This is a genomic window from Paenibacillus sp. FSL H3-0286, from assembly GCF_045040705.1.
Taxonomy (GTDB): Bacteria; Bacillota; Bacilli; order Paenibacillales; family Paenibacillaceae; genus Paenibacillus_AQ; species Paenibacillus_AQ odorifer.
This window is the reverse complement of sequence record NZ_CP150285.1, coordinates 5,170,692-5,190,141: the sequence shown is the minus strand read 5'-3', so window position 1 is coordinate 5,190,141 and position 19,450 is coordinate 5,170,692. Positions and strand designations below refer to the sequence as shown.

The window sequence follows — 19,450 nt, the reverse complement described above, 5'->3', positions numbered from 1 at the left end:
GGAAATGGTGCTTTATTGTCATTGGGGAGGTCAAAATGTACACGAATCAGAAGATAGAGGATATTTTGCATGAAATGCTAATCAAGTCCGTGGAAAATGAAAAGTTTCCGGGATTAGCGGCCGGAATCGTAAAGGACAACCAAGTTCTGTTTACTGGTGAATATGGGACGGCAAATTTATCGACGGGTGATCCTGTTGTTCGTGGCACTTTGTTTCACCAAGCCTCTGTCTCCAAAACCTTCGTAGCAACCGCCATTATGCAATTAGTTGAGCGTGGTAAGGTAGAATTGGATGCTCCCATCACTAAATACCTGTCATATTTTAAGTTAGAGGATGAGCGGTATCAAAATATAACAATAAGACAGCTTATGAATCATACCTCCGGTATGCCTGATGAGGAAGATTACGCGTGGGACCGCCCTGAATACGACGAGCAAAGTCTTGAACGATATGTAAAAGGGATAGGTCACCACAAGCTGTTAAGCCAACCGGGAGAGAAATTTGCCTATAGTAATATAGGATATGAGATCTTGGGAGATATGATAGCAAAAGTCAGCGATATGAGCTTCGAGCAGTATATGGAAAAAAATATTCTGAAACCGACAGGAATGCAGTCCAGTTCTTTTCTTAAACAGGAGGTTGAAGCTTATATTGCTGCACCTCATGTGCTTGGAGCTACCCATGAATGTGGTGGCTGCGTTAGTAGTGTTTTTCCATATAACAGGGCCCATGCACCTAGCTCCACTTTATATACCCATGCCGAAGATATGTGCCAATATCTGCTAATGCATCTAAACGGTGGAACAGCCGGGAACGGCAATGAAGTCCTCCAGCCAGGTAGCTATAATGAAATGTGGAAACCTCATGCACAAACGGGCTATGATCCGGAAAATGCACAGATAGGGTTAGGCTGGTTTCTAGGAGAATATAAGGGTTCTCGTATTCTCTCACATTCCGGCTGGGATACTGGATTCTTGAGTAATTTGTTCCTGCTTCCCGATAAAAAAATCGCTATTTCTGTTATGAGTAATTGTGACTATGTCAACATGGGCAGCGTATGCTTCCCAATTCTTGATCTGTTGCTTGGCTCCAATATTTAAAACGAGTCTGTAAATGATTTTACAACTTCATAACAAGGGGCTTCGTACTTTATAACATTCGTATCTTAAAGTACATGTAAGTCAAGCCCACTTACACTATGGAGGTTATGAGAAATGAAGAGTAAAAATGTGAAATCAGCCCTCGGGGTGATCGCGATTTCCGGTGGTCTGCTAGCCCTCACTGCTTTGGCAGTGCCCAAAATCGTCGCTTATACTACAGTGAACCAGAATATGTCTCAAGCGAACGTTTCCTACACGCAAGAACTCAACCAGAAGCCAGCTGTTCAACTGGCGAGCAGCCAGATCCCGGTACTTAAGGTTGCAACCAAAACACCGGTCTCGACGATCAAGTCGTATTTTGAGCGCACAGTCACTGCTGAAGAAATTAAGCAGATTAATGAGTATGCAGAGAAGGCCAGGCTCACTGGCAAGGATGAACAGCTTACGCGGCAATTTACGGACCAGGAGAATAAGCGGCGGATGTTATTGGATGATCAATACAAGTACGATGGCTTACGGCCCAAGCAGAAGCTACCTTTGAAATCAGGGAGTTCCGAATTTTATCTGGATCAAAGCAAATTTACCTATGTAATTCCTAAGCGCGAACTGACTGATGAAGAAATGCTGCAATTGATCGACTGGAATTATCGCTTTAATTATGTGGTAAGCCTCAATCTTGTCGTGGCACAGCCAGATAAGAAGGACATCAGTCAGGATGAAGCCCTACGCAGAGCAGAAGAGAGCGTAAGCCGTCTATTCGGTGTCGATCTCTCAAAGTTGCAGGCTCAGACCTCATATTATAAACCTTTTCCTGATTCGAAAGGGCAATGGTTCGTTAATTTTCTACCTTACCGTGCAGAGACACTGCGGGCTCAGGATAAGTCTTATTTCATGTATAATACGTTCGTGGATGCAAAGAGCGGGACCGTACTTGATACCACGATAGTGGACCTGTCCTATAAGAGAACGCCGATTACAGCAGCTATGAATAAACAGATTAGCCAGGATTCCAGCTGGCTTCAAGCCGCTAAATCCATTGTGGTGGACAAGCAGGGTGAGACCCGTGCGATAACCAGCTCATCTATCATTAAAGACAGTGCATATGACAAAAGCGGAGTAGTAGCGGTCTTGGTCAAACTGAAAGACGGTAGCTCCTACACGGTAGAGCTGCGCTATCCGGAGAAGACTCTGCGCTGCCTGATCTATACACCGGTTTTCAAGTAATGAAGTGAACCAGCGTTATAAACTACTTTAGTATTTACAACCTACAGCAAGCCCCACTCGGGGCTTGCTGCTCTGCATTTTGAGAGCTGGTGGATGACTATTGTGAGAGCAGGCATGGGTATAGGAATTTCTTTTTACAAGAAGGGATGGTTAGATGCTAGATATTAAATCCTTACAAGAATGCCCTCTTCGTCAAAATGAGCTTATTGAGTATGTCAAAAAACGGTGGCCAAAAGTACAACAAGCTGTGCTCCCCAATATACAAGAAAGTTTAATCTCAAAAGATGAGGAGTTCCCTTTTACATTTTTGCTGTTGAAACATGATGTAATCATCGGGTTTTATCAATTAATTGAGCAGGAATTTATAACTCGAAAAGATTTATCACCTTGGATTGCGCCATTGTTTATTGACGAAAGTGAGAGGGGCAAAGCACTGGGAGCCGTTTTGTTGGAGCATGCCAGAAAAATAGCTGGGCAACTAGGTTATGCAAAAGTCTACTTGGCGACGGATCATATTCTTTATTATGAGAAATATGGATTTAAGGAAATAGGTCTGGATAACTTCGAGTGGGGACGGCCCACCAAAATATATGAACATTACACTATTACATAAATGACCCAAATGACCCAAATGGAAAGCAGGAGTTATCATGGAACATATCTTCGAATTAACAAAAATAAAGAGTGAAGAAATAACGATACTCGAACTGCAGGATGCAATGGATAGAGGGGATGTTAGTTCTAGGGAACTTGTTATGTATTACATGTATCGGATAGCAACGTTTGACCAGAGTGGTCCCATGATAAACTCTATTATGGAAATGAATCCAGATGCGATTTATTTTGCCGAGGCATTAGATCAGGAAAGGAAATTAAGCGGAGCACGAAGTCTTCTACATGGTGTGCCTGTATTATTGAAAGGAAATATTGAAACGAATGATAAAATGCATACAACTGCGGGCGCATTAGCTTTGGAAAACCATGTTAGCTCGAACGATGCTTTTCTTGTCCAAAAACTAAGGGATGCTGGGGCCATTATACTTGCAAAAACAAATATGACGGAATGGGCAAATGGGATGTCATCATCCATGTGGGCTGGGTATAGCTCAATAGGAGGACAAACCAAAAATCCATACGGTGATCATTTTCCGGGAGGTTCCAGTACGGGTTCTGCCGCTTCCGTTGCAGCCAACTTTTCAACAGTAGCCGTGGGGACAGAGACGTCTGGCTCTATTTTAAGTCCAGCTGTGCAAAACGCAATAGTTGGTTTAAAGCCAACTGTAGGTCTAATAAGTAGATCAGGCATAATTCCATGGTCATATTCTCAGGATACAGCTGGACCTATGGCAAGGAATGTGACAGATGTTGCGATCTTATTAAATGCGCTTACGGGAAAAGATGAAAGTGATCCTGCTACTTGGAAAAATGAATATTCTACTATGGACTACACAGCATTTTTGGATAAAGACGGATTAAATAAAGCGACCATAGGCGTTTTTAGAAATGCTCTACCTAAGAATTATTGTGACATGGGTGAATATGATGAACATTTATTTAATGATGCTGTGGCTAAATTAAAAGGTTCTGGAGCCAACATAATAGAAGATATAGATATTCCATCGTTCCATAGAGAGTGGAAATATAACAAAATGAATCTTGAATTTAAGCATTCCGTTGAAAATTACTTATATAACCTTCCGGCTCAACTTCCTGTCCATAACCTAAATGAATTGATGGAATGGAACGAGCGGAATTCGGAAAAGGCTTTGAAATATGGACAAGATATGCTGAACTATCGATCACAGCTAGATAAACCGTTGAATCATTCGGAATATATAGTAGAGTCTATCTCTGACTTATATTATTCGCAAAATATGGGGATCGATCATGCTTTAGAAAAGTATGGATTGGATGCAATCCTGTTTCCTGCTTATGTCGGAGCTGATTTAAGTGCTAGAGCAGGTTATCCAACTATAGCAGTGCCCGCAGGCTTTCAAGAGAATGGAAGAGCCTTTGGGATCACATTTGCAGGAACGGCATTTAGTGAACCGACACTCATTCGGATTGCATTTGCATTCGAACAACAAACGAAACACAGGAAAATGCCGGCTCTAAAGAAATGAAAGATGAATTGAAAATTAGAAAAAGGTGCATTTACAAACGAACGTACGTTTGCTAATATGTTGATGTGGATAAAAATACCAAAGTGAAGAAAAAAGCGTTTGAGATTAGCAATCCATAAGAAACAACCCAAGTTGAATTCTGCTAAAATGTAGTTAATGTCTAATGTAGATATCCCTCATGAACAAAGGAGAACTGAAAATGAGAAAACTCGTTCTATTTCTTCACGCATCGCTTGACGGTTTTGTAGAAGGGCCGAATGGTGAAATGGACATTGGCTGGGTTTCCTACGATGCTGATTTGGAGAACCATGCGAAAGAAATTCTGAGTACTGCCGACACTGTCATTTGGGGACGTGGGACTTATCAGATGATGCACAGTTACTGGCCATCTGTCCCTTCGAACCCATCAGCTTCGCAGCATGAACGGAATCACGCCGAGTGGATCGAAAAGACAGCCAAAATTGTTTTTTCCACGACGCTGGAGAAAGTCGAATGGAATAATTCCAGACTCGTGAAAGAAGCTGTCGAGAAAGAGATCAATATCCTCAAACAGCAGCCCGGCAAGGATATGGTCATCCTCGGCAGTCCTAGATTCGCACACCACCTTATGCAGCTTGATTTAATTGATGAGTATAAAATTACGGTTTCTCCCGTCCTGATCGGTAAGGGATTGCCATTATTCCAAGGTCTCAAGGAGAAGAGAAATCTTAAGCTAATCGAAAACAAGACCTTTGATTCTGGAGCCATAGGTCTCGTTTACCAGACGGTAAGATAACCTTGTCACTTAAGGTGATTGCTCACGGGGAACGTTATTGGAACGACAACAGCGGCAGTCTAAGACTTTATTTATCAAGTCTTGGTCCGCCGCTGCTTCTTTTAATGGATCCAGTCTAATACTTTATTTTTACCAAACACTAATCAGATGTTGGTTCTTTCATAAACCATGAAATATGGGTGCATCGCTTACAAATAAGGATGGCAGCGTTTTTGTTCGCCCAGTCAAAGCCTAAAAATGATGCGCCGCTTGTGTTAAGCAGTTTATAATCCAGATCAAAAGTATCGTTTTGACAGCAAGGACAGATTATTGGTGCGCCTGCAGCACTGTATCTCATTTTAAAAACCTCCTGTGGATTTGTATAATACTTTAACGTATTTGAGGTTATTCAGGTTTCGTGCACTTGAACTTACTAGTTAATTTGGGGTGAAGTTATGTTTAGCTGGACAAAAGCTTTGTCAAAGGTATGTGAACTTTATTTTTCATCCAAAATGAATTCGAATTTAGAATGGATCTTGGTTGGCTCGGTCGGTTCGGTTCTTCAGGGCTGTGAAATGACCCCAGGAGACGTTGATATTTATACAAGGAATAAGGAAGGGCCTGACCAATTTGCAGAACTTCTTAAAGAATTTTCCCTTTTGGATAAATGTGAATTTCCTCATGGGGATAACTGGTTATCTTCTTTAGAAGAACCTACATTCACTCAAACCTTTTCTTCGGGATTTTCTTGGACAAAAGGGAGTTGGATAATCGATGGATTTAAGGTGGAGGTTGTTCATATTTCCAATTCAGCTGGAATTCCTGATTCTATGGATGGTGGGGGGATATGGGAAGGTGGACAATTCATTTGGAGCCATTTCAAAAACGTGGAGATCGGACCGTATACTATTCCTACGGTTCCGTTAGAAATACAGTTGGAATCTAATTTAAGACGAAAAAGATCAGATAGGACACAAGCGATTATCGCTGCATTACAAAAAAATGGCTATGATAAAGAACTAATCGATAAAGCCTTATCAAAGGAACACTTATCTTATTTTTATTCTCAAATTGGTTAGGCTGAGAAGGCGAGGGACTGATTTTGACCCATAATATTATTGAATACTGTTTAAAAAAGAACGGAGCAACAAAGGACTATCCTTTCGGATTCGATCCATTGGTGATTAAGATTGCCGGTAAAATGTTCGCGCTTATTTTTGAGAATAAGGGGAATTCTGCTTACATAAATCTAAAATGTGATCCGGTGATTGCAGGGAACTTGCGAGAGCAGCATGAGAGCGTTCGGCCAGGATACCACATGAACAAAAAACACTGGAATACGATTGTTTTGGATGGCTCCTTACCAGAGTCGGATATCTATTTAATGATTGATCATTCTTACGATAGGGTTGTCCAAAATCTTCCCAAGAGCCTCCGACAAACGATCTACTGAATATGGCATTAATTTGTCGTTTAAATGGTAATGAACTGGTATAATATGGTTTATAATCATGGAAAGGAGTTGTTTTTATGTCTGACTTTTTTAATTCAGGACCTAATCCCAATATGACGGACCCTGGAGGCCATAAAGCAAACCATGATGTAAATGCGCAAAAATATCATACTGAAGGCGTTCCTGGATTTTGGAGCGAGGTAACCAATCTGTTGATCGTTGTGGCTATAATTGCCGTCATTTTTTTAGTTATAAGGTTTGTTTTATGATTACCCTGGTTTAGAGTGAAGATATTGACTTTTAGGAGGCGGTTCCATTGGTAACTATCATTAGGTGGACAGAATTTAGAAGGATAACGCCTACTCGTCCATAAACTGCGTATTTCCTTCTTAATGAGGGTACTAGATGCAAGAATATAACATTAGTATAATGAAAGACTTTTCAAAGCATTACATTGACCAAATCCGGATATTAGAACAACTTTGCAAGACGTCCGACAGGTCAAGTTTGAGGGTGGGTATAGAAAGCCTTAAGGAGATAGACGGAGATGAGGCATTCTTGTGCCAGATCGATAACCAATTAGTTGGATTTCTCAGTTGGTATACTTCGGATGGCATCGAAGCTAATATTAACGGAATGGTTCACCCGGACTTTCGTCGCCAAGGGGTATTCCACGACTTACTGAAAAGTGCCGCAGCAGATATGCAAATACAAGGCATACAAACTTCCCGTTTTAGGATACCTTCTAATTCTGAATCAGGGATGGATTATATCCGGCATTTAGGGGCAAGTGCTGCACCGTCTGAATTCCTCATGGTTTTTAATCGGGCACAAATCGCTGGATCAAGCCACTCCGGTTTAGTTGTGCGATTGGAAGAAGATCAGGATTTAGAGTTCATGGTTAAATGTTCATCACAAGCCTTTGGTGATTCAGAGTCCTGGACTAGGAATTATTTAACTCGTACCAGAGAACCGGCACGGATTACTTACATTGCTGTGGACAACATGATTCCGGTTGGGATGATTAGAGTCAATGATTTAGATACAAATACTGCGGTTATACATGATTTTTGTGTGCTTCCTTCGTGTCAAGGTAGAGGATACGGTCGTGAAATTCTTTCAGAGGTAGTTAAAATCTTGCGAGATCAGAAGAATTCCCAGATTCGTCTTAGCGTGGTCACTCAAAATAGAAATGCATTATCCCTCTATCAGTCGGTTGGGTTCGAGGTGACTGCGGAGTTTAATTACTATGTAATTTCCGTCGATATGATTTGTTAAAGAAGAGGCGCTACTCATGCGCCTCTTTCTTTTTTGGCATGCCCTTCTAATTATCACGCTGAATCTAGCTATAGTTAATACTTATAACCTGCCATAGCGCATTGGTAGATCGGTATAGTCAGTCGGTTATGCTATATTAATTCTAATAATTTGTTTACGAGGAGATTAATATATGAGCATTCAGACCAAACCCCAAAAACGAACCGTTACTCCATTTCGATATGATATCGTGGGCAGCTTCCTGCGCCCCCAAGCGTTGAAAGAGGCTAGATTAAAATTCAAGAATGGTGAAATTACTGCCGAGCAGTTGAAGGAAGTAGAGAACGACGAAATCGTTAAGCTCGTGCAGAAACAAAAAGAGGTGGGTCTTCAAGCGGTAACCGATGGTGAATTCCGCCGCTCTTGGTGGCACCTCGACTTCTTCTGGGGACTTGACGGTGTAGAACGGACAATTATTGATCAAGGTTACCAATTTAACGGTGCAGAGTCCAGACCAGAAACAGCCCGACTGACCGGGAAAATAAGCTACAGCAGCCATCCTTTTGTTTCGCATTATGAATTTTTAAAAGATGCTGCTGGTGAGGACGTTGTTGCGCGTCAATCGATTCCTGCGGCTGCACAATTCCTGTTCGAGCTAGATCGGGCGGAAAACAAGGAGAGCACAAATGAATTATACCCGAATCGTGAAGAGCTTATCTCGGATATTGCCAAAGCATACAAAGCATCGATTCTTGCCTTCTATGCAGCGGGCTGCCGCAGTATTCAAATCGACGATTGTACGTGGGGAGCGCTTTGCGACGAACAGTTTATAGCGTTTATGAATCAGATTGGCGTGAACGTAGCTGAATATGCAAGCGAACTGGCAAAATTGAACGAGGAAGTTGTAACGGGTCTGCCGGAAGATCTTGTTGTAACGACCCATGTATGCCGGGGCAATTATGTTTCGACTTATGCTGGAGTAGGTGGAGGTTACGAGCCTATCGCGCAAACGCTTCTTAATATCAATAACTACTCGGGTTATTATCTGGAGTTTGATACCGAACGTGCAGGCGACTTCAAGCCATTGCGCTTCTTGAAAGACAATCAGCAGGTTGTGTTAGGTCTGTTCTCATCCAAATTTGGTGAGCTTGAAAGCAAAGAGGATATTCTGAAGCGTATTGAGGAAGCGAAGCAATACGTTGATCTAAACCGGATTTGCCTTAGCCCGCAATGTGGCTTTGCTTCCACGGAAGAAGGCAACCACCTGACTGAAGAGCAGCAATGGCGTAAGCTTGCTTATATTAAAGAAATTGCTGAAGAGATCTGGAACTAACTTTAATTAAAAATAGACAGAGATAAAGATAATGCACCTTTAGCCATTCGGATGTTTATCCGTATAGTTAAAGGTGTATTTTGTTCTACAGCGATTTTACCGATATACTTGGCTAGTTCTATCTATACCGTGACGGAGGATTAGGGAAAACCTCCCTAATAAAAGCCGATAATTGCTCTAAATGAATGAAATTAAGGAATAACTCCCTAAAAACAGAGCAATATCAAGATTTACCGCCAAATCAGCTAAATTTCAGGGAGGAATTCCCTGATTATTAGTCTGGTGACCAGAATCCTCAGAATATTAGGGAGGTTTTCCCTAATTATCTCCAGGGCGAGCATATGATTGAGCTTTACGGAGTTTTTGTGCCACGCTCAATATAAAAGAAATCACCTCCGTTAAATAAACGGGGGTGATTTAGCCTAAGAAGTAAGAGTGGCAGCTTTTAATTGTCTTTAGAGTGTCTTTCGCCAACCTGGAATTCATCGGCATGTTCAAACATATATTTCACGGTCAAAGGGTCTTGACCAGTAAGTTGTTTGAAGTCGTCCGTATAAACATCCATTTTTCCTTCACGAATAGCTTGTCCGAAAGTAACCATACCTTCTGAAGAAAAGGGGGCTTCGGAGCCTTCTTTAAATGCACCATCGGTGGTTCTAGGCACGCCCATTGCTTCGAATACGGCATAATTTTCTTCGTCCGTGTTTTCTTTGTAGGTGATATGATTGCCCGTTACTTCATTACCAATCTTAATGAAGTCGGTAATTGTCATCAATTCAAGCCCGTTGATATTTAGAATCGCTTCCTGATAGTTATTGGAGGCTAGGGCATACGCAACGGCTTTTGCGCAATCCTTCCGCGAGATATAAGCCATTTTACCGTCACCTTGATTGTTTGTTAATACCCCGTCACCCTTCACATACGTAAAGTAATTGGTTATCATGGCTTCCGCATATTGGGAATTGCGAAGGAAGATATAATCTAGCCCAACGCTTTGAATATAACGTTCGGTATACACATGGTCAATTTTTTCTACGCTTGGATTGCTTTCATCGGCTGCGTTGACCAAAGAAGTATAAATGATCTGTTTGACTCCAGCTTCTTTGGCAGCATCGACCACATTTTTTTGTGCATTTTGACGTTTCTCTCCAACAAAAGGCATGGAGATTAGAGCGAGTTTATCGGCATGAGCAAAAGCTTCGGCAAGGCCTTCCTTGTTATTAAAGTTGGTCACATGTGTTTCAATCCCTTGTTCCGCATATTCTTTCAAACATGCCGGATCGTAAGCGCAAAAAATGATTTGGTCTTTATCTACCAGCTCCAACAAGTATTCCGCAGCTTGCTTCCCTAGATTTCCATCGACACCAGTCAACAATAATTTACCCATGATCGTTGTCACTCCTTGTGGATATGATTTATACCCTTATAGTATGTGAAAAAAAGAACATAGTCTAACACATAAAACTTATGGTCGATTGCTAAATCCAATTTGGATTTGTTGCAGGAAGGAGGGCAAGGCCGGGTTTGTATTATTTTTGAGATAACCTGCTTCGATTGCAAAGGTATGGTGTGAATCATCTAAAGGAATTAGCCGGACTTCATCTTGAAGATAAGCGAGCTGATAGTTATCCGGGAAAAAGCCAATCAAATTCTCTGTGATGATATAAAACAATTCTGTCTCCACATCGTCTGCGGTTCGAAGAATGTTCGGCTGATAGCCGTCTTCAATTGCATGCTGGATCATTAGATGATAAGAGTTTCCAATAGCTGTTGGATTCAGCATGACTAGCGGATGTTCATATAACTCCTCTTTGGCGATCGATTTATGATGAAAGAGAGGATGGTGATGACTCACAGCTGCACAATAACGTCCCTTATATAAGGGATAGGTTACAATGTCCTCTTTTCCCTGAAACTCGGAATCAAAGGCAATAGCCATGTCGTAAATCCCTTTTAGCAAGTATTCTGCAATATCTTTTAGCAATACTTTATTCAGTTCCAGCTTAATATTCGGATGATGATCCTGAAACGAGGGAATCAATTTCAACAAACTTTGGATATCCGTCATCGCCGCATATTCGATACTCAGGGATTGCGTATTATACTTTTGAAAGTTTTCCATGCTCAGCTTCATATGATTATATTGCTTCCAGAGGATGAGGGCTTCGCCATAGAAAAGCCATCCGGCTTTGGTTGGCTCAATAGGGATCTGCTTTCTGTCAATCAATTGAATGTTGAATTCCTCTTCAAGCGCGGCGATTTGTTGACTAATGGTGGTCTGCGAAACATAGTTCTTTTTAGCTGTTTCCGTAAAATTTCTGCATTCCACGAGATCGATAAAATATTTAATCCTTCTTATGTTCATAGTATCCTCCGCCTGCCGCTGTTTGCTTTTATTATAACCCAGAAAGTAAAAAAGAGAGCCTCGTTTAGAGACTCCCTTTGTTGTACTACTCTTATTTTGTATAGTTATCGAAATAACCTTGGATATAAATCATTGGTGTTCCTTTATCGCCACTACCAGAAGTCAAATCAGATAATGATCCAATCAGGTCAGTTAATCTACGAGGTGTAGTCCCTTGGGCTTCCATCGCACCAACTAGATCATCATTTTTATTCTGGATGTATTTAGAAATGGCTTGTTTTAACTCTTCACCACGAAGATGAGAGAAGTTGTTATCGGCCAAGTATTTCAATTTTACTTCATTTGGTGTTCCATCAAGTCCGGCAGTGTAAGCAGGGGAGACAACTGGATCTGCGAGCTCCCAGATTTTTCCGACTGGATCTTTGAATGCTCCATCGCCATAAACCATAACTTCTACAGTTTTACCTGTAATTTCTTTGATTTTTGCTTGGATACCATCCACGATAGGCTGGCAGTTGTTTGGAAATAGCTTTACACTTTCTTCTGTAGCTTTGTTTGATCCTAGCAGACCATAAGCTTCGTTAAAGCCGCTGCCATCGATTGATTGTGTAAGAATATCATCCAAACCAAATACTTTTTCAGCACCGTTGTTTGTGAGAATGCGTTTGGTTCTGAAGCGAGTGTGAATATCGCAAGTTAATACATTTTTTGTATAGTTTAAAATGGTTTTTGGGTTGTTGGAGAAGATGACTTCACAAGCCACACCTTCAGCTTCAATTAAACCTTTATAATATTCAATATAGTCAACCCCTGTGAATGGGTGCTTAATATAGCCGAAAAACTCACGGAACTGAGCTTCTGTTAATACATCCGTCCATGGATTGATACCTTTAGCATCTAGTTCGTCGATGTCTACAAGGTGGTTGCCTACTTCATCAGCTGGATAGCTTAACATTAGGACTACTTTTTGTGCCCCTTTGGCAATACCGCGTAAGCAGTTAGCAAACCGGTTACGGCTAAGGATTGGAAAAATGACCCCTACAGTTTCTTCGCCGAATTTCCCCTTTATATCAGCAGCAATATTGTCAATCGTTGCATAGTTTCCTTGTGCCCGAGCAACAATGGATTCAGTTACGGTCACAATGTCACGATCTTCGATCGAAAAACCCTCGACTGTTGCTGCATTCAATACCGTCTGAACTACGATTTCTTCAATGTTATCCCCATTGTTAATGATAGGTCCGCGAAGTCCACGTACAACTGTTCCAACTACTCTTTCCAATATGATCTCTCCTCTAATAAGGGTATACTCTATATTATTAAAATGGTTTTAAAGCCTATATTACTATACCCTTTTAGAGCGATATAAGTAAAATTAATGTTTATAATATCTAATATAAAAATGATTTATAGTTAAGGAGGATTACAATTGGCGCGTGTGTTATTTATTAATGGTGGATCAGAGGGACATATTAATCCCACGATTGGCGTTGTGGAAGAGCTTATTTCTCGTGGCGAAGAGGTAGTGTATTTTTGTATAGAAGCTTATAGAGAACGTATGGAGATGACGGGGGCTACAGTACGAACATTTGACGATCAGAAATTTATACAAGCTTTTATCTCAGGTGGAAGAAATTATGTACTCGAAAGAATCAACGGTCTTTTACTTACGGCAGATATAGTTATTCCAAGCGTTCTTGAACAGATCAAAGGGGAGCATTTTGATTACATCATCCATGATTCTATGTTTGGTTGTGGACGTTTGTTAGCTCAAATTCTTAGGCTTCCGGCCATTAGCTCCTGTACTTCTTTTGCGCAGACAAAAGCAGCATTCGATGAAATGTTAGAACAATTTTATACTACAGTTCCTGCAGAAGTAACTAATCCTATAAAGGATAAATTCCAAAGCTTGACGCAAATGGTGAAGGGCAAATATGATGTGGACATCGAATCCCCTTATGAAGTGTTTTGTAATCCTGCCCCACTTACTATCGTTTATACAACTAGGGAGTTTCAACCTGAGGGAGAAGCTTTCGACCCGTCTTATATCTTTGTAGGACCCTCCATCTCTTCACGATTAGCTCCAGAAAACTTCGACCTCATGGCAATTAAGGGGAAAAGTCCAATTTACATTTCACTCGGCACAGTTTTTAACCAAGCCATTGAATTCTATAAACTTTGTATTGAAGCATTGGGGAACACGGAGCACACTATTGTGATGTCAATTGGAGATAAAGTCCAAATCACGGATTTAGGGGAAATTCCGCAAAACTTTTTCGTGAAAAATTATGTTCCACAAACGGATATCCTGCAATACACAAAGTTATTTATTACACATGGTGGAATGAACAGTATCAATGAAGGGCTTTATTACGGGGTTCCGCTAATTGTAATTCCACAAAGTGCGGATCAGCCAATAATTGCGGATCAAGTCGTCCATGTCGGAGCAGGCATTAAGTTACAAATGCAAAGTTTAACTGCAACTCAACTACGAGAAGCAGTAGATCATATATTAAGCGATTTATCTTATAAAAAAGCTGTCTCCAATATCAGTGAATCATTTCGGAACTCGGGTGGGTATCGACGAGCTGTTGATGAGATTGTTCGGGGAGGGGGAGTCGTATGAACAAAATGGACCGGTTGTTAGCTATAGTGCTTGAACTGCAGCGTAACAAAATGTTGCGGGCGGAGGATTTGGCTGCTACGTTTGAAACGAGCGTAAGAACGATCTATCGGGATATTCAGGCACTGAGTGAAGCGGGCGTTTCCATAATAGGAGCGCCAGGGCAGGGTTACTCCTTAATCGAGGGGTATTTCCTGCCACCCGTTAGTTTCACGCTGGACGAAGCAGTGACATTGCTTATCGGAACTGATTTTATCGAGCAGCGGTTTGATGCACACTATGGTAATAAGGCTAGAAGTTCTAAAGCAAAGATAGAAGCCATCCTGCCGGAAGCTATCCGCAGTGAAGCATCACAGATTCGCAAAAGTTTTCGTTTATTTGCATCCGCAGAAGATATAGCACCCATACAAGAGAAGGCATGTTTGGAAGCCATTCGTGGAGCGATATTGGAGGGAAGGAAAATAAGATTTCGTTATTCCAAAAGAATCGCCGAAGCCGATGGGAACCGTCAAAGTATTCGTACGGTTGCTCCTTATGGACTTGTGCTTCATCACGGGTCATGGGTACTCATCGCCTGGTGTGAATTGCGTCAAGACATCCGTCATTTCCGGTTATCCCGAATGAGGGAGCTTATTAATCTGGAAGATGAATTTATACTGCCAGCAGATTTTCATCTGGAGGTATACCAACCTCCTGATGATCGCAACGTTCATGTGCTTATCTTAGTCCAAGCTGACATAGCCGATAAGGTAAGGGAATCAAATAATTTCTATATGGAAACTATTGAGGAGCATGCGGAGGGGGTACTTGTTACTTTTCGCGTTCGCGAGCCAGGGGAATTGCTGCAATGGGTGCTTGGCTGGGGAGGCGGTATGGTTGTGCTGGAGCCCGAATCTTTCCGTGATCAGGTTAGAAATGAAATAGAAATAATGTTAAAACGCTACTGACATAACGCTGTCAGTAGCGTTTTTGTATACTTGGACCATCAATGACTACAGGAGCTGATATATGATGATTACAACAAAAGAAGTCTTACAACGATTTGAAGAAACTGCGACATACTATATTCAAGAATTGGAGCGATTCAATCTGGAGCAGTTGAAGCAAAAGCCGAGTGAAAACGCCTGGTCCATCGGACAGATGTTTCAGCATCTCATTAACTCGGCGCTGTATATGCAGCTTCGTAATATTGATCAATGCCTTGTGCTAGACCAAGATCCCTTAGTAGCTCATGTGGGGAAAACTGAGGATGGTGCGGCTATATTTGCGCAAGGAAGCTTTCCGCCCATTCGTATTCAGGTTCCGCCTTCCGCCCAATATACGCCGGAGCAGCCGGAGAGCAAAGAACAATTAATTCAAGGGTTACGTACAGTCATTCAAAGAATGAGAGAGATCGAACCCTCTCTTGAAAAAGCGTCCAAACAAAATACCGTATCTCACCCGCGATTTGGTGGACTATGCGCGGAGGAATGGTTCCTACTTATTGAAATGCACTATCGTCATCATCTACTGCAGCTGGAGCGGTTAAACAAAGAGTTGTTGTTTAATTCCATATTTGCACCTAAAGAAGGGTTCATCAATAACATTCAGGTTGTGAAAGGATCATAAAAAGAGTTTGAATGGTCTTAATTTTCTGAACCAAGCGTGGCCTGAACGTGATTCTTATATTCACTAGGATTAACACCAAAGTGTTTTTTGAATAACCGGGTGAAATAAAATTGATCGTGTATACCGATTTGCGTGGAAATTTCTTTAATGTATGGATTCCCTTTAAGTATTAATTCTGCAGCTTTTTCCATTTTCACAGTATTAATGTAGTGAATGATGCTTTGCCCCACTTCTTCTTTGAAGATTCTGGACAGATAGTTCTCACTTAAGTTGACATGCTTGGCAATCAGAGATAAGGTCAGCTTCTTCTGATAATGTGTGTTGATATAGTCAATCGCTTGTTTAACATCTCTATTGTGTGTAGTTACGATCTGTTGCTTTTGATGGGAGAATAGTTGGAACACAAGCTCCATTATAGATAGAACGTCAGTGGTACGTTTACTGCTGGCGATATTTTCTATATAGGTCTTCAAAAGCTTCGGATCCTCGACAATGAGATGAGCATCGCATAAGGGAAGATAATGCAGACAATTTACGATGAACTTTTTGGTTTCAGCAGGATTAATTTGCTTGGATTTACAGGTGTCGAGAAATTGCTGAGTTGCTTGATTAACGGCTTCAACCCCTGAAAGCTTCCAGTTCTGAATTAATTGCGTCGAGAAATCATGTACATCCTCGAAGTCCAGCGTATCCTTTAAATGGACATCCGTTGGATCTATAATCGTTATTTCGTTGTAAAATTGGATTTGCAAGGATTCTTTACATTGCTCTAGGGTTCGTTTTGCTTCAGCATATCCCCGTACAGGATCAGAAAAAACAATAGTAGGGGTGATAGAAATATACATTTTGATTAACCGAATGACCCTCTGGATAAAGTCTGTGCGGATAATTTGATGATCGTCTAAGGTATCACAGGAGATTAGAAGCAGCAGCCCATTAGATTCTAGCTGAATAATTTCTAACTGATCTACGGTCTCCAAGATATCCAAGATGATGTTTTCAATAAAGGATACGGAGATGTGATTTTGTCTTTCGTTTTGGGTCGCGTTATTCTGCTCAAAAGTAATGTAGAATAAATAACAGCTGCTTTCGCTGAAAGCGAAACTTATAGCATCATGCTGATCAAGCTGCTGCACATCGTAATAAGGATCGGTGAAATAATCTTTTAGCAGCGCATTTTTCACGCTTTTTAAATTGTGCTGCAATAACTGTGTTTGGGTCTCCTGCTGCTGCCTAGATTGAAGCTGCTCTTGAATTAGCTTCGTAGATTTCTCCAGCAAATGGATCAAATCCCCCGTTTTCATACTAATCTTCAGCATATAGTCTATAGCCCCAAGCACTAAGGCTTCACGAACTAACTCATACTCCCCGTGGTTGCTCGCCACCAGGATTTTTCCTGCAAACCCTCTGTTATTAAGTTCTTTTATCAGCTGCAGACCATCCATATTAGGCATTTTGAGATCTGTAATGATGATATGGGGATTAAACTTGTCTACAAGTGTTAAGGCTTCCACTCCGTCAGAGGCAGTAGCACAGATCATGTATCCAAGCTCTTCCCATGGAATCATGGTTCTGAGCGCGACTTTAACAATAGGTTCGTCATCCACTAGCATTACATTATACATAGGATACATAGTATCACCCCTTAAGTTCGTATGTTTGTTTAGGGATAATTAGGCGGCAGCAGGTTCCATGACCCATTGAGCTTGTGATGAACAGCCCGTAACTCTCACCGTATTGAAGTTTAATGCGATCGGCCACATTTGAAATTCCGATACCCGACAGATTGTCAGCTTTTTCAGATTTGGTGGTGTCAAACCCTTTTCCGTTATCGATGATCTCAATAATAAGGGTGTATTCATTTTTTGCGTATACCTTAATTTGGATTAGAACTTTTCCTCCTATATCTGTAACTCCATGAAGAATCGCGTTCTCTGCGATCGGCTGCAGGATGAGCTTGGGGATCATGCTCTGTAATAAAGACTCATCCAAGTCATATTCAATGTCAAACCTGTCGGCATAACGTATTTTTTGAATGGCAAAATAATGATCCAGATTGTTCAGCTCCTGCTTGATGGTGATTTGCTCATCTTGATCGATAATGGTACTACGCAGCAATTCAGCTAGTGAGGAGATGCCGTCGCTAAGGACGGGAACCTGGTTAATCATCGCCAGCCATCGTAAGGAGTTAAGTGTATTAAAAAGAAAGTGAGGATTAATCTGCGATTGCAGCATTTGCAATTCGAGCGAACGTCTTCTTTTCAGATCTTTCTTTTGATCCTTCATCAGCTGTTCCATTCTACTGACCATGCTGTTAATTCTATTGGCCAACACGCCCATTTCATCGTTGCTGTGATCTTCGATCCGGCTCGATAGATCACCATAAAAAATTTGATTGCAGAAGACGATGATTTGTTTGATTGGTTTCAGGATGCTTTTATACAATACGATAATAATTAGAATACACACGACTACAATGATGCTGACAACAATAAGTAGTCCAGTGGTGATTTTACTTGTCTCTGAATTGATATAAGAGAAGGGCACGGTAGAAATCATGTACCAGCCTAATTGATTATTGTTAATATAGGAGATTTGCTGCATTTTGCCATTGACCATGCCTTGGAAGGAATGGTTTTTCTTTGCCTCTTGTGTCTTGATTTGCTTAAAAAGTTCATCTTTATAATAGGGTTCTCCTAGCGGAGTATCCTTTTGATTCGAGGACATTACTTTTCCCTCCCTATTCATAATAAGGAGACTGGAACCTGTACCTAAATCCACACTGGAAAGAATGACTTTTGAAAATAACTCCCCACCAATAAAAACAAACACATGACCTAAGGGAACGCCAATGTCATCTTGATCAAAAATTTTCCGGCCCAGGACAATGGTATTGTAAGCGCGATAGCTTTTTGCGTAGTTAAGACTGTCATAAGGGGCATTGAGCTCTACTTGTTTCATAATTTCTTCATACTTAGGATTGGGGATGCCATCGTAGCCTAATTCATAAATAGGTTGGTTCTTGGCGTCGATGACCCGAACGTTCTGGACATATCCGGGGTAGATGGTTCTATATAAATTGTCCATGGCATGATTAATGGCAGCATTGCTAGGAGCGGGTTCATTTGGTGCTGCCGATAAACGCTCCTGAATAATACTATTGGTAGAAACAGAGCCTGCAAGATATTGATAGTTGTTAAGTTCACTTAACATCGTTCGATTAAGCAGTGTTAAAGCCTGAAATGTGGATTTACTTAATTTATTGTTAATAGATTTGGAGTAAATGGTGTAGGAGTAGAAACCTATAAAGATGATTGGGATCACGGATACGATTAAGAAAATGACGGTTAAGCGATTTTGAATTTTAACCTTGCGCATGATTTGCGGAGGATTAGGAAAATGCAGCTTCCCTTTGCGTCGACTCAGGTGGATGACCTCCCATTCACTATCTTTTACTTACAAGTTAACATAAAAAGAACTATGGAATATATATGCAGCGGCGAAAAGTGAGAATAATCTATGGAATGGATAATATTATCCATTCCGTTAACGGCTAAGTTTACAGGTTATGTGACCCTGATGAATAAGCTTGTACGAGCTCGCATTGGAA

19 protein-coding genes are annotated in these 19,450 nt (G+C 41.1%); 13 read left to right on the top strand and 6 right to left on the bottom strand.

Annotated features, from left to right (window positions below; all coding sequences use genetic code 11):
* The first annotated feature begins 35 nt into the window (after window positions 1-35).
* The 5 genes from MHB37_RS23420 (at window position 36) to MHB37_RS23400 (ending at window position 5,222) form a co-directional block, all read left to right on the top strand.
* The gene (locus MHB37_RS23420) at window positions 36-1,100 is read left to right on the top strand and encodes a serine hydrolase (protein WP_076184224.1); all 1,065 of its coding nucleotides are present in this window, start codon (window positions 36-38) and stop codon (window positions 1,098-1,100) included.
* A 114-nt stretch (window positions 1,101-1,214) separates the two neighbouring features.
* A complete protein-coding gene (locus tag MHB37_RS23415; RefSeq protein ID WP_405168581.1) occupies window positions 1,215-2,324 on the top strand; it encodes a hypothetical protein in 1,110 nt (369 codons plus the stop codon).
* Window positions 2,325-2,478: 154 nt separating this feature from the next.
* Complete coding sequence (locus tag MHB37_RS23410) at window positions 2,479-2,937, top strand: GNAT family N-acetyltransferase (RefSeq protein WP_341143390.1); 459 nt, start codon at window positions 2,479-2,481, stop codon at window positions 2,935-2,937.
* 37 nt (window positions 2,938-2,974) lie between these two features.
* Window positions 2,975-4,447 (top strand): amidase family protein, encoded by a 1,473-nt coding sequence (locus MHB37_RS23405; protein WP_341143389.1) that lies wholly within the window; start codon window positions 2,975-2,977, stop codon window positions 4,445-4,447.
* A 199-nt stretch (window positions 4,448-4,646) separates the two neighbouring features.
* Window positions 4,647-5,222 (top strand): dihydrofolate reductase family protein, encoded by a 576-nt coding sequence (locus tag MHB37_RS23400; RefSeq protein ID WP_076307288.1) that lies wholly within the window; start codon window positions 4,647-4,649, stop codon window positions 5,220-5,222.
* Window positions 5,223-5,361: 139 nt separating this feature from the next.
* Here MHB37_RS23400 and MHB37_RS23395 read toward each other — a convergent pair whose 3' ends face one another.
* Complete coding sequence (locus MHB37_RS23395; RefSeq protein WP_076130220.1) at window positions 5,362-5,559, bottom strand: hypothetical protein; 198 nt, start codon at window positions 5,557-5,559, stop codon at window positions 5,362-5,364.
* A 97-nt stretch (window positions 5,560-5,656) separates the two neighbouring features.
* Between MHB37_RS23395 and MHB37_RS23390 the strand changes: the two genes are divergently transcribed.
* The 5 genes from MHB37_RS23390 (at window position 5,657) to MHB37_RS23370 (ending at window position 9,244) form a co-directional block, all read left to right on the top strand.
* Entirely contained in the window at window positions 5,657-6,280 is a 624-nt protein-coding gene (locus tag MHB37_RS23390; protein ID WP_341143388.1) for a hypothetical protein, read from the top strand.
* A 23-nt stretch (window positions 6,281-6,303) separates the two neighbouring features.
* Entirely contained in the window at window positions 6,304-6,654 is a 351-nt protein-coding gene (locus MHB37_RS23385) for an MmcQ/YjbR family DNA-binding protein (RefSeq protein WP_076217962.1), read from the top strand.
* Window positions 6,655-6,731: 77 nt separating this feature from the next.
* The gene (locus MHB37_RS23380; RefSeq protein ID WP_076130223.1) at window positions 6,732-6,923 is read left to right on the top strand and encodes a hypothetical protein; all 192 of its coding nucleotides are present in this window, start codon (window positions 6,732-6,734) and stop codon (window positions 6,921-6,923) included.
* A gap of 244 nt (window positions 6,924-7,167) precedes the next feature.
* Complete coding sequence (locus MHB37_RS23375) at window positions 7,168-7,932, top strand: GNAT family N-acetyltransferase (protein ID WP_405168580.1); 765 nt, start codon at window positions 7,168-7,170, stop codon at window positions 7,930-7,932.
* Between the two features lie 172 nt (window positions 7,933-8,104).
* The gene (locus MHB37_RS23370) at window positions 8,105-9,244 is read left to right on the top strand and encodes a 5-methyltetrahydropteroyltriglutamate--homocysteine S-methyltransferase (protein WP_076104344.1); all 1,140 of its coding nucleotides are present in this window, start codon (window positions 8,105-8,107) and stop codon (window positions 9,242-9,244) included.
* Between the two features lie 445 nt (window positions 9,245-9,689).
* Here MHB37_RS23370 and MHB37_RS23365 read toward each other — a convergent pair whose 3' ends face one another.
* The 3 genes from MHB37_RS23365 to MHB37_RS23355 form a co-directional block, all read right to left on the bottom strand.
* Window positions 9,690-10,631: an NAD(P)H-binding protein gene (locus tag MHB37_RS23365; RefSeq protein WP_076217959.1), complete on the bottom strand. Its 942-nt coding sequence runs from the start codon at window positions 10,629-10,631 to the stop codon at window positions 9,690-9,692.
* Between the two features lie 78 nt (window positions 10,632-10,709).
* Complete coding sequence (locus MHB37_RS23360; RefSeq protein ID WP_340976602.1) at window positions 10,710-11,609, bottom strand: LysR family transcriptional regulator; 900 nt, start codon at window positions 11,607-11,609, stop codon at window positions 10,710-10,712.
* Window positions 11,610-11,700: 91 nt separating this feature from the next.
* A complete protein-coding gene (locus MHB37_RS23355; protein ID WP_076130227.1) occupies window positions 11,701-12,891 on the bottom strand; it encodes a coenzyme F420-0:L-glutamate ligase in 1,191 nt (396 codons plus the stop codon).
* A gap of 147 nt (window positions 12,892-13,038) precedes the next feature.
* Here MHB37_RS23355 and MHB37_RS23350 point away from each other — a divergent pair, with 147 nt between their 5' ends.
* The 3 genes from MHB37_RS23350 (at window position 13,039) to MHB37_RS23340 (ending at window position 15,840) form a co-directional block, all read left to right on the top strand.
* Complete coding sequence (locus MHB37_RS23350) at window positions 13,039-14,235, top strand: macrolide family glycosyltransferase (protein WP_341143385.1); 1,197 nt, start codon at window positions 13,039-13,041, stop codon at window positions 14,233-14,235.
* Window positions 14,232-15,179: a YafY family protein gene (locus MHB37_RS23345; protein ID WP_076130229.1), complete on the top strand. Its 948-nt coding sequence runs from the start codon at window positions 14,232-14,234 to the stop codon at window positions 15,177-15,179. The genes MHB37_RS23350 and MHB37_RS23345 overlap by 4 nt, the downstream gene beginning before the upstream one ends.
* A 67-nt stretch (window positions 15,180-15,246) precedes the next feature.
* Window positions 15,247-15,840 (top strand): DinB family protein, encoded by a 594-nt coding sequence (locus tag MHB37_RS23340; RefSeq protein WP_076130254.1) that lies wholly within the window; start codon window positions 15,247-15,249, stop codon window positions 15,838-15,840.
* A 17-nt stretch (window positions 15,841-15,857) separates the two neighbouring features.
* Here MHB37_RS23340 and MHB37_RS23335 read toward each other — a convergent pair whose 3' ends face one another.
* Together MHB37_RS23335 and MHB37_RS23330 are read right to left on the bottom strand one after the other, a co-directional pair.
* Window positions 15,858-17,474 carry a response regulator gene (locus MHB37_RS23335; protein WP_076130230.1) on the bottom strand — a complete coding sequence of 539 codons (1,617 nt, stop codon included), beginning with the start codon at window positions 17,472-17,474 and terminating at the stop codon, window positions 15,858-15,860.
* A 4-nt stretch (window positions 17,475-17,478) separates the two neighbouring features.
* Window positions 17,479-19,218, bottom strand: a complete 1,740-nt coding sequence (locus tag MHB37_RS23330) for a sensor histidine kinase (RefSeq protein ID WP_076130231.1) — start codon at window positions 19,216-19,218, stop codon at window positions 17,479-17,481.
* Window positions 19,219-19,450: the final 232 nt, after the last annotated feature.

Coding starts and splice junctions, on each gene's coding strand:
- MHB37_RS23330 (WP_076130231.1), bottom strand. CDS start 19,218: ATGCGCAAGGTTAAAATTCAAAATCGCTTAACCGTCATTTTCTTAATC.
- MHB37_RS23365 (WP_076217959.1), bottom strand. CDS start 10,631: ATGGGTAAATTATTGTTGACTGGTGTCGATGGAAATCTAGGGAAGCAA.
- MHB37_RS23415 (WP_405168581.1), top strand. CDS start 1,215: ATGAAGAGTAAAAATGTGAAATCAGCCCTCGGGGTGATCGCGATTTCC.
- MHB37_RS23405 (WP_341143389.1), top strand. CDS start 2,975: ATGGAACATATCTTCGAATTAACAAAAATAAAGAGTGAAGAAATAACG.
- MHB37_RS23370 (WP_076104344.1), top strand. CDS start 8,105: ATGAGCATTCAGACCAAACCCCAAAAACGAACCGTTACTCCATTTCGA.
- MHB37_RS23410 (WP_341143390.1), top strand. CDS start 2,479: ATGCTAGATATTAAATCCTTACAAGAATGCCCTCTTCGTCAAAATGAG.
- MHB37_RS23360 (WP_340976602.1), bottom strand. CDS start 11,609: ATGAACATAAGAAGGATTAAATATTTTATCGATCTCGTGGAATGCAGA.
- MHB37_RS23400 (WP_076307288.1), top strand. CDS start 4,647: ATGAGAAAACTCGTTCTATTTCTTCACGCATCGCTTGACGGTTTTGTA.
- MHB37_RS23395 (WP_076130220.1), bottom strand. CDS start 5,559: ATGAGATACAGTGCTGCAGGCGCACCAATAATCTGTCCTTGCTGTCAA.
- MHB37_RS23420 (WP_076184224.1), top strand. CDS start 36: ATGTACACGAATCAGAAGATAGAGGATATTTTGCATGAAATGCTAATC.
- MHB37_RS23390 (WP_341143388.1), top strand. CDS start 5,657: ATGTTTAGCTGGACAAAAGCTTTGTCAAAGGTATGTGAACTTTATTTT.
- MHB37_RS23335 (WP_076130230.1), bottom strand. CDS start 17,474: ATGTATCCTATGTATAATGTAATGCTAGTGGATGACGAACCTATTGTT.
- MHB37_RS23380 (WP_076130223.1), top strand. CDS start 6,732: ATGTCTGACTTTTTTAATTCAGGACCTAATCCCAATATGACGGACCCT.
- MHB37_RS23345 (WP_076130229.1), top strand. CDS start 14,232: ATGAACAAAATGGACCGGTTGTTAGCTATAGTGCTTGAACTGCAGCGT.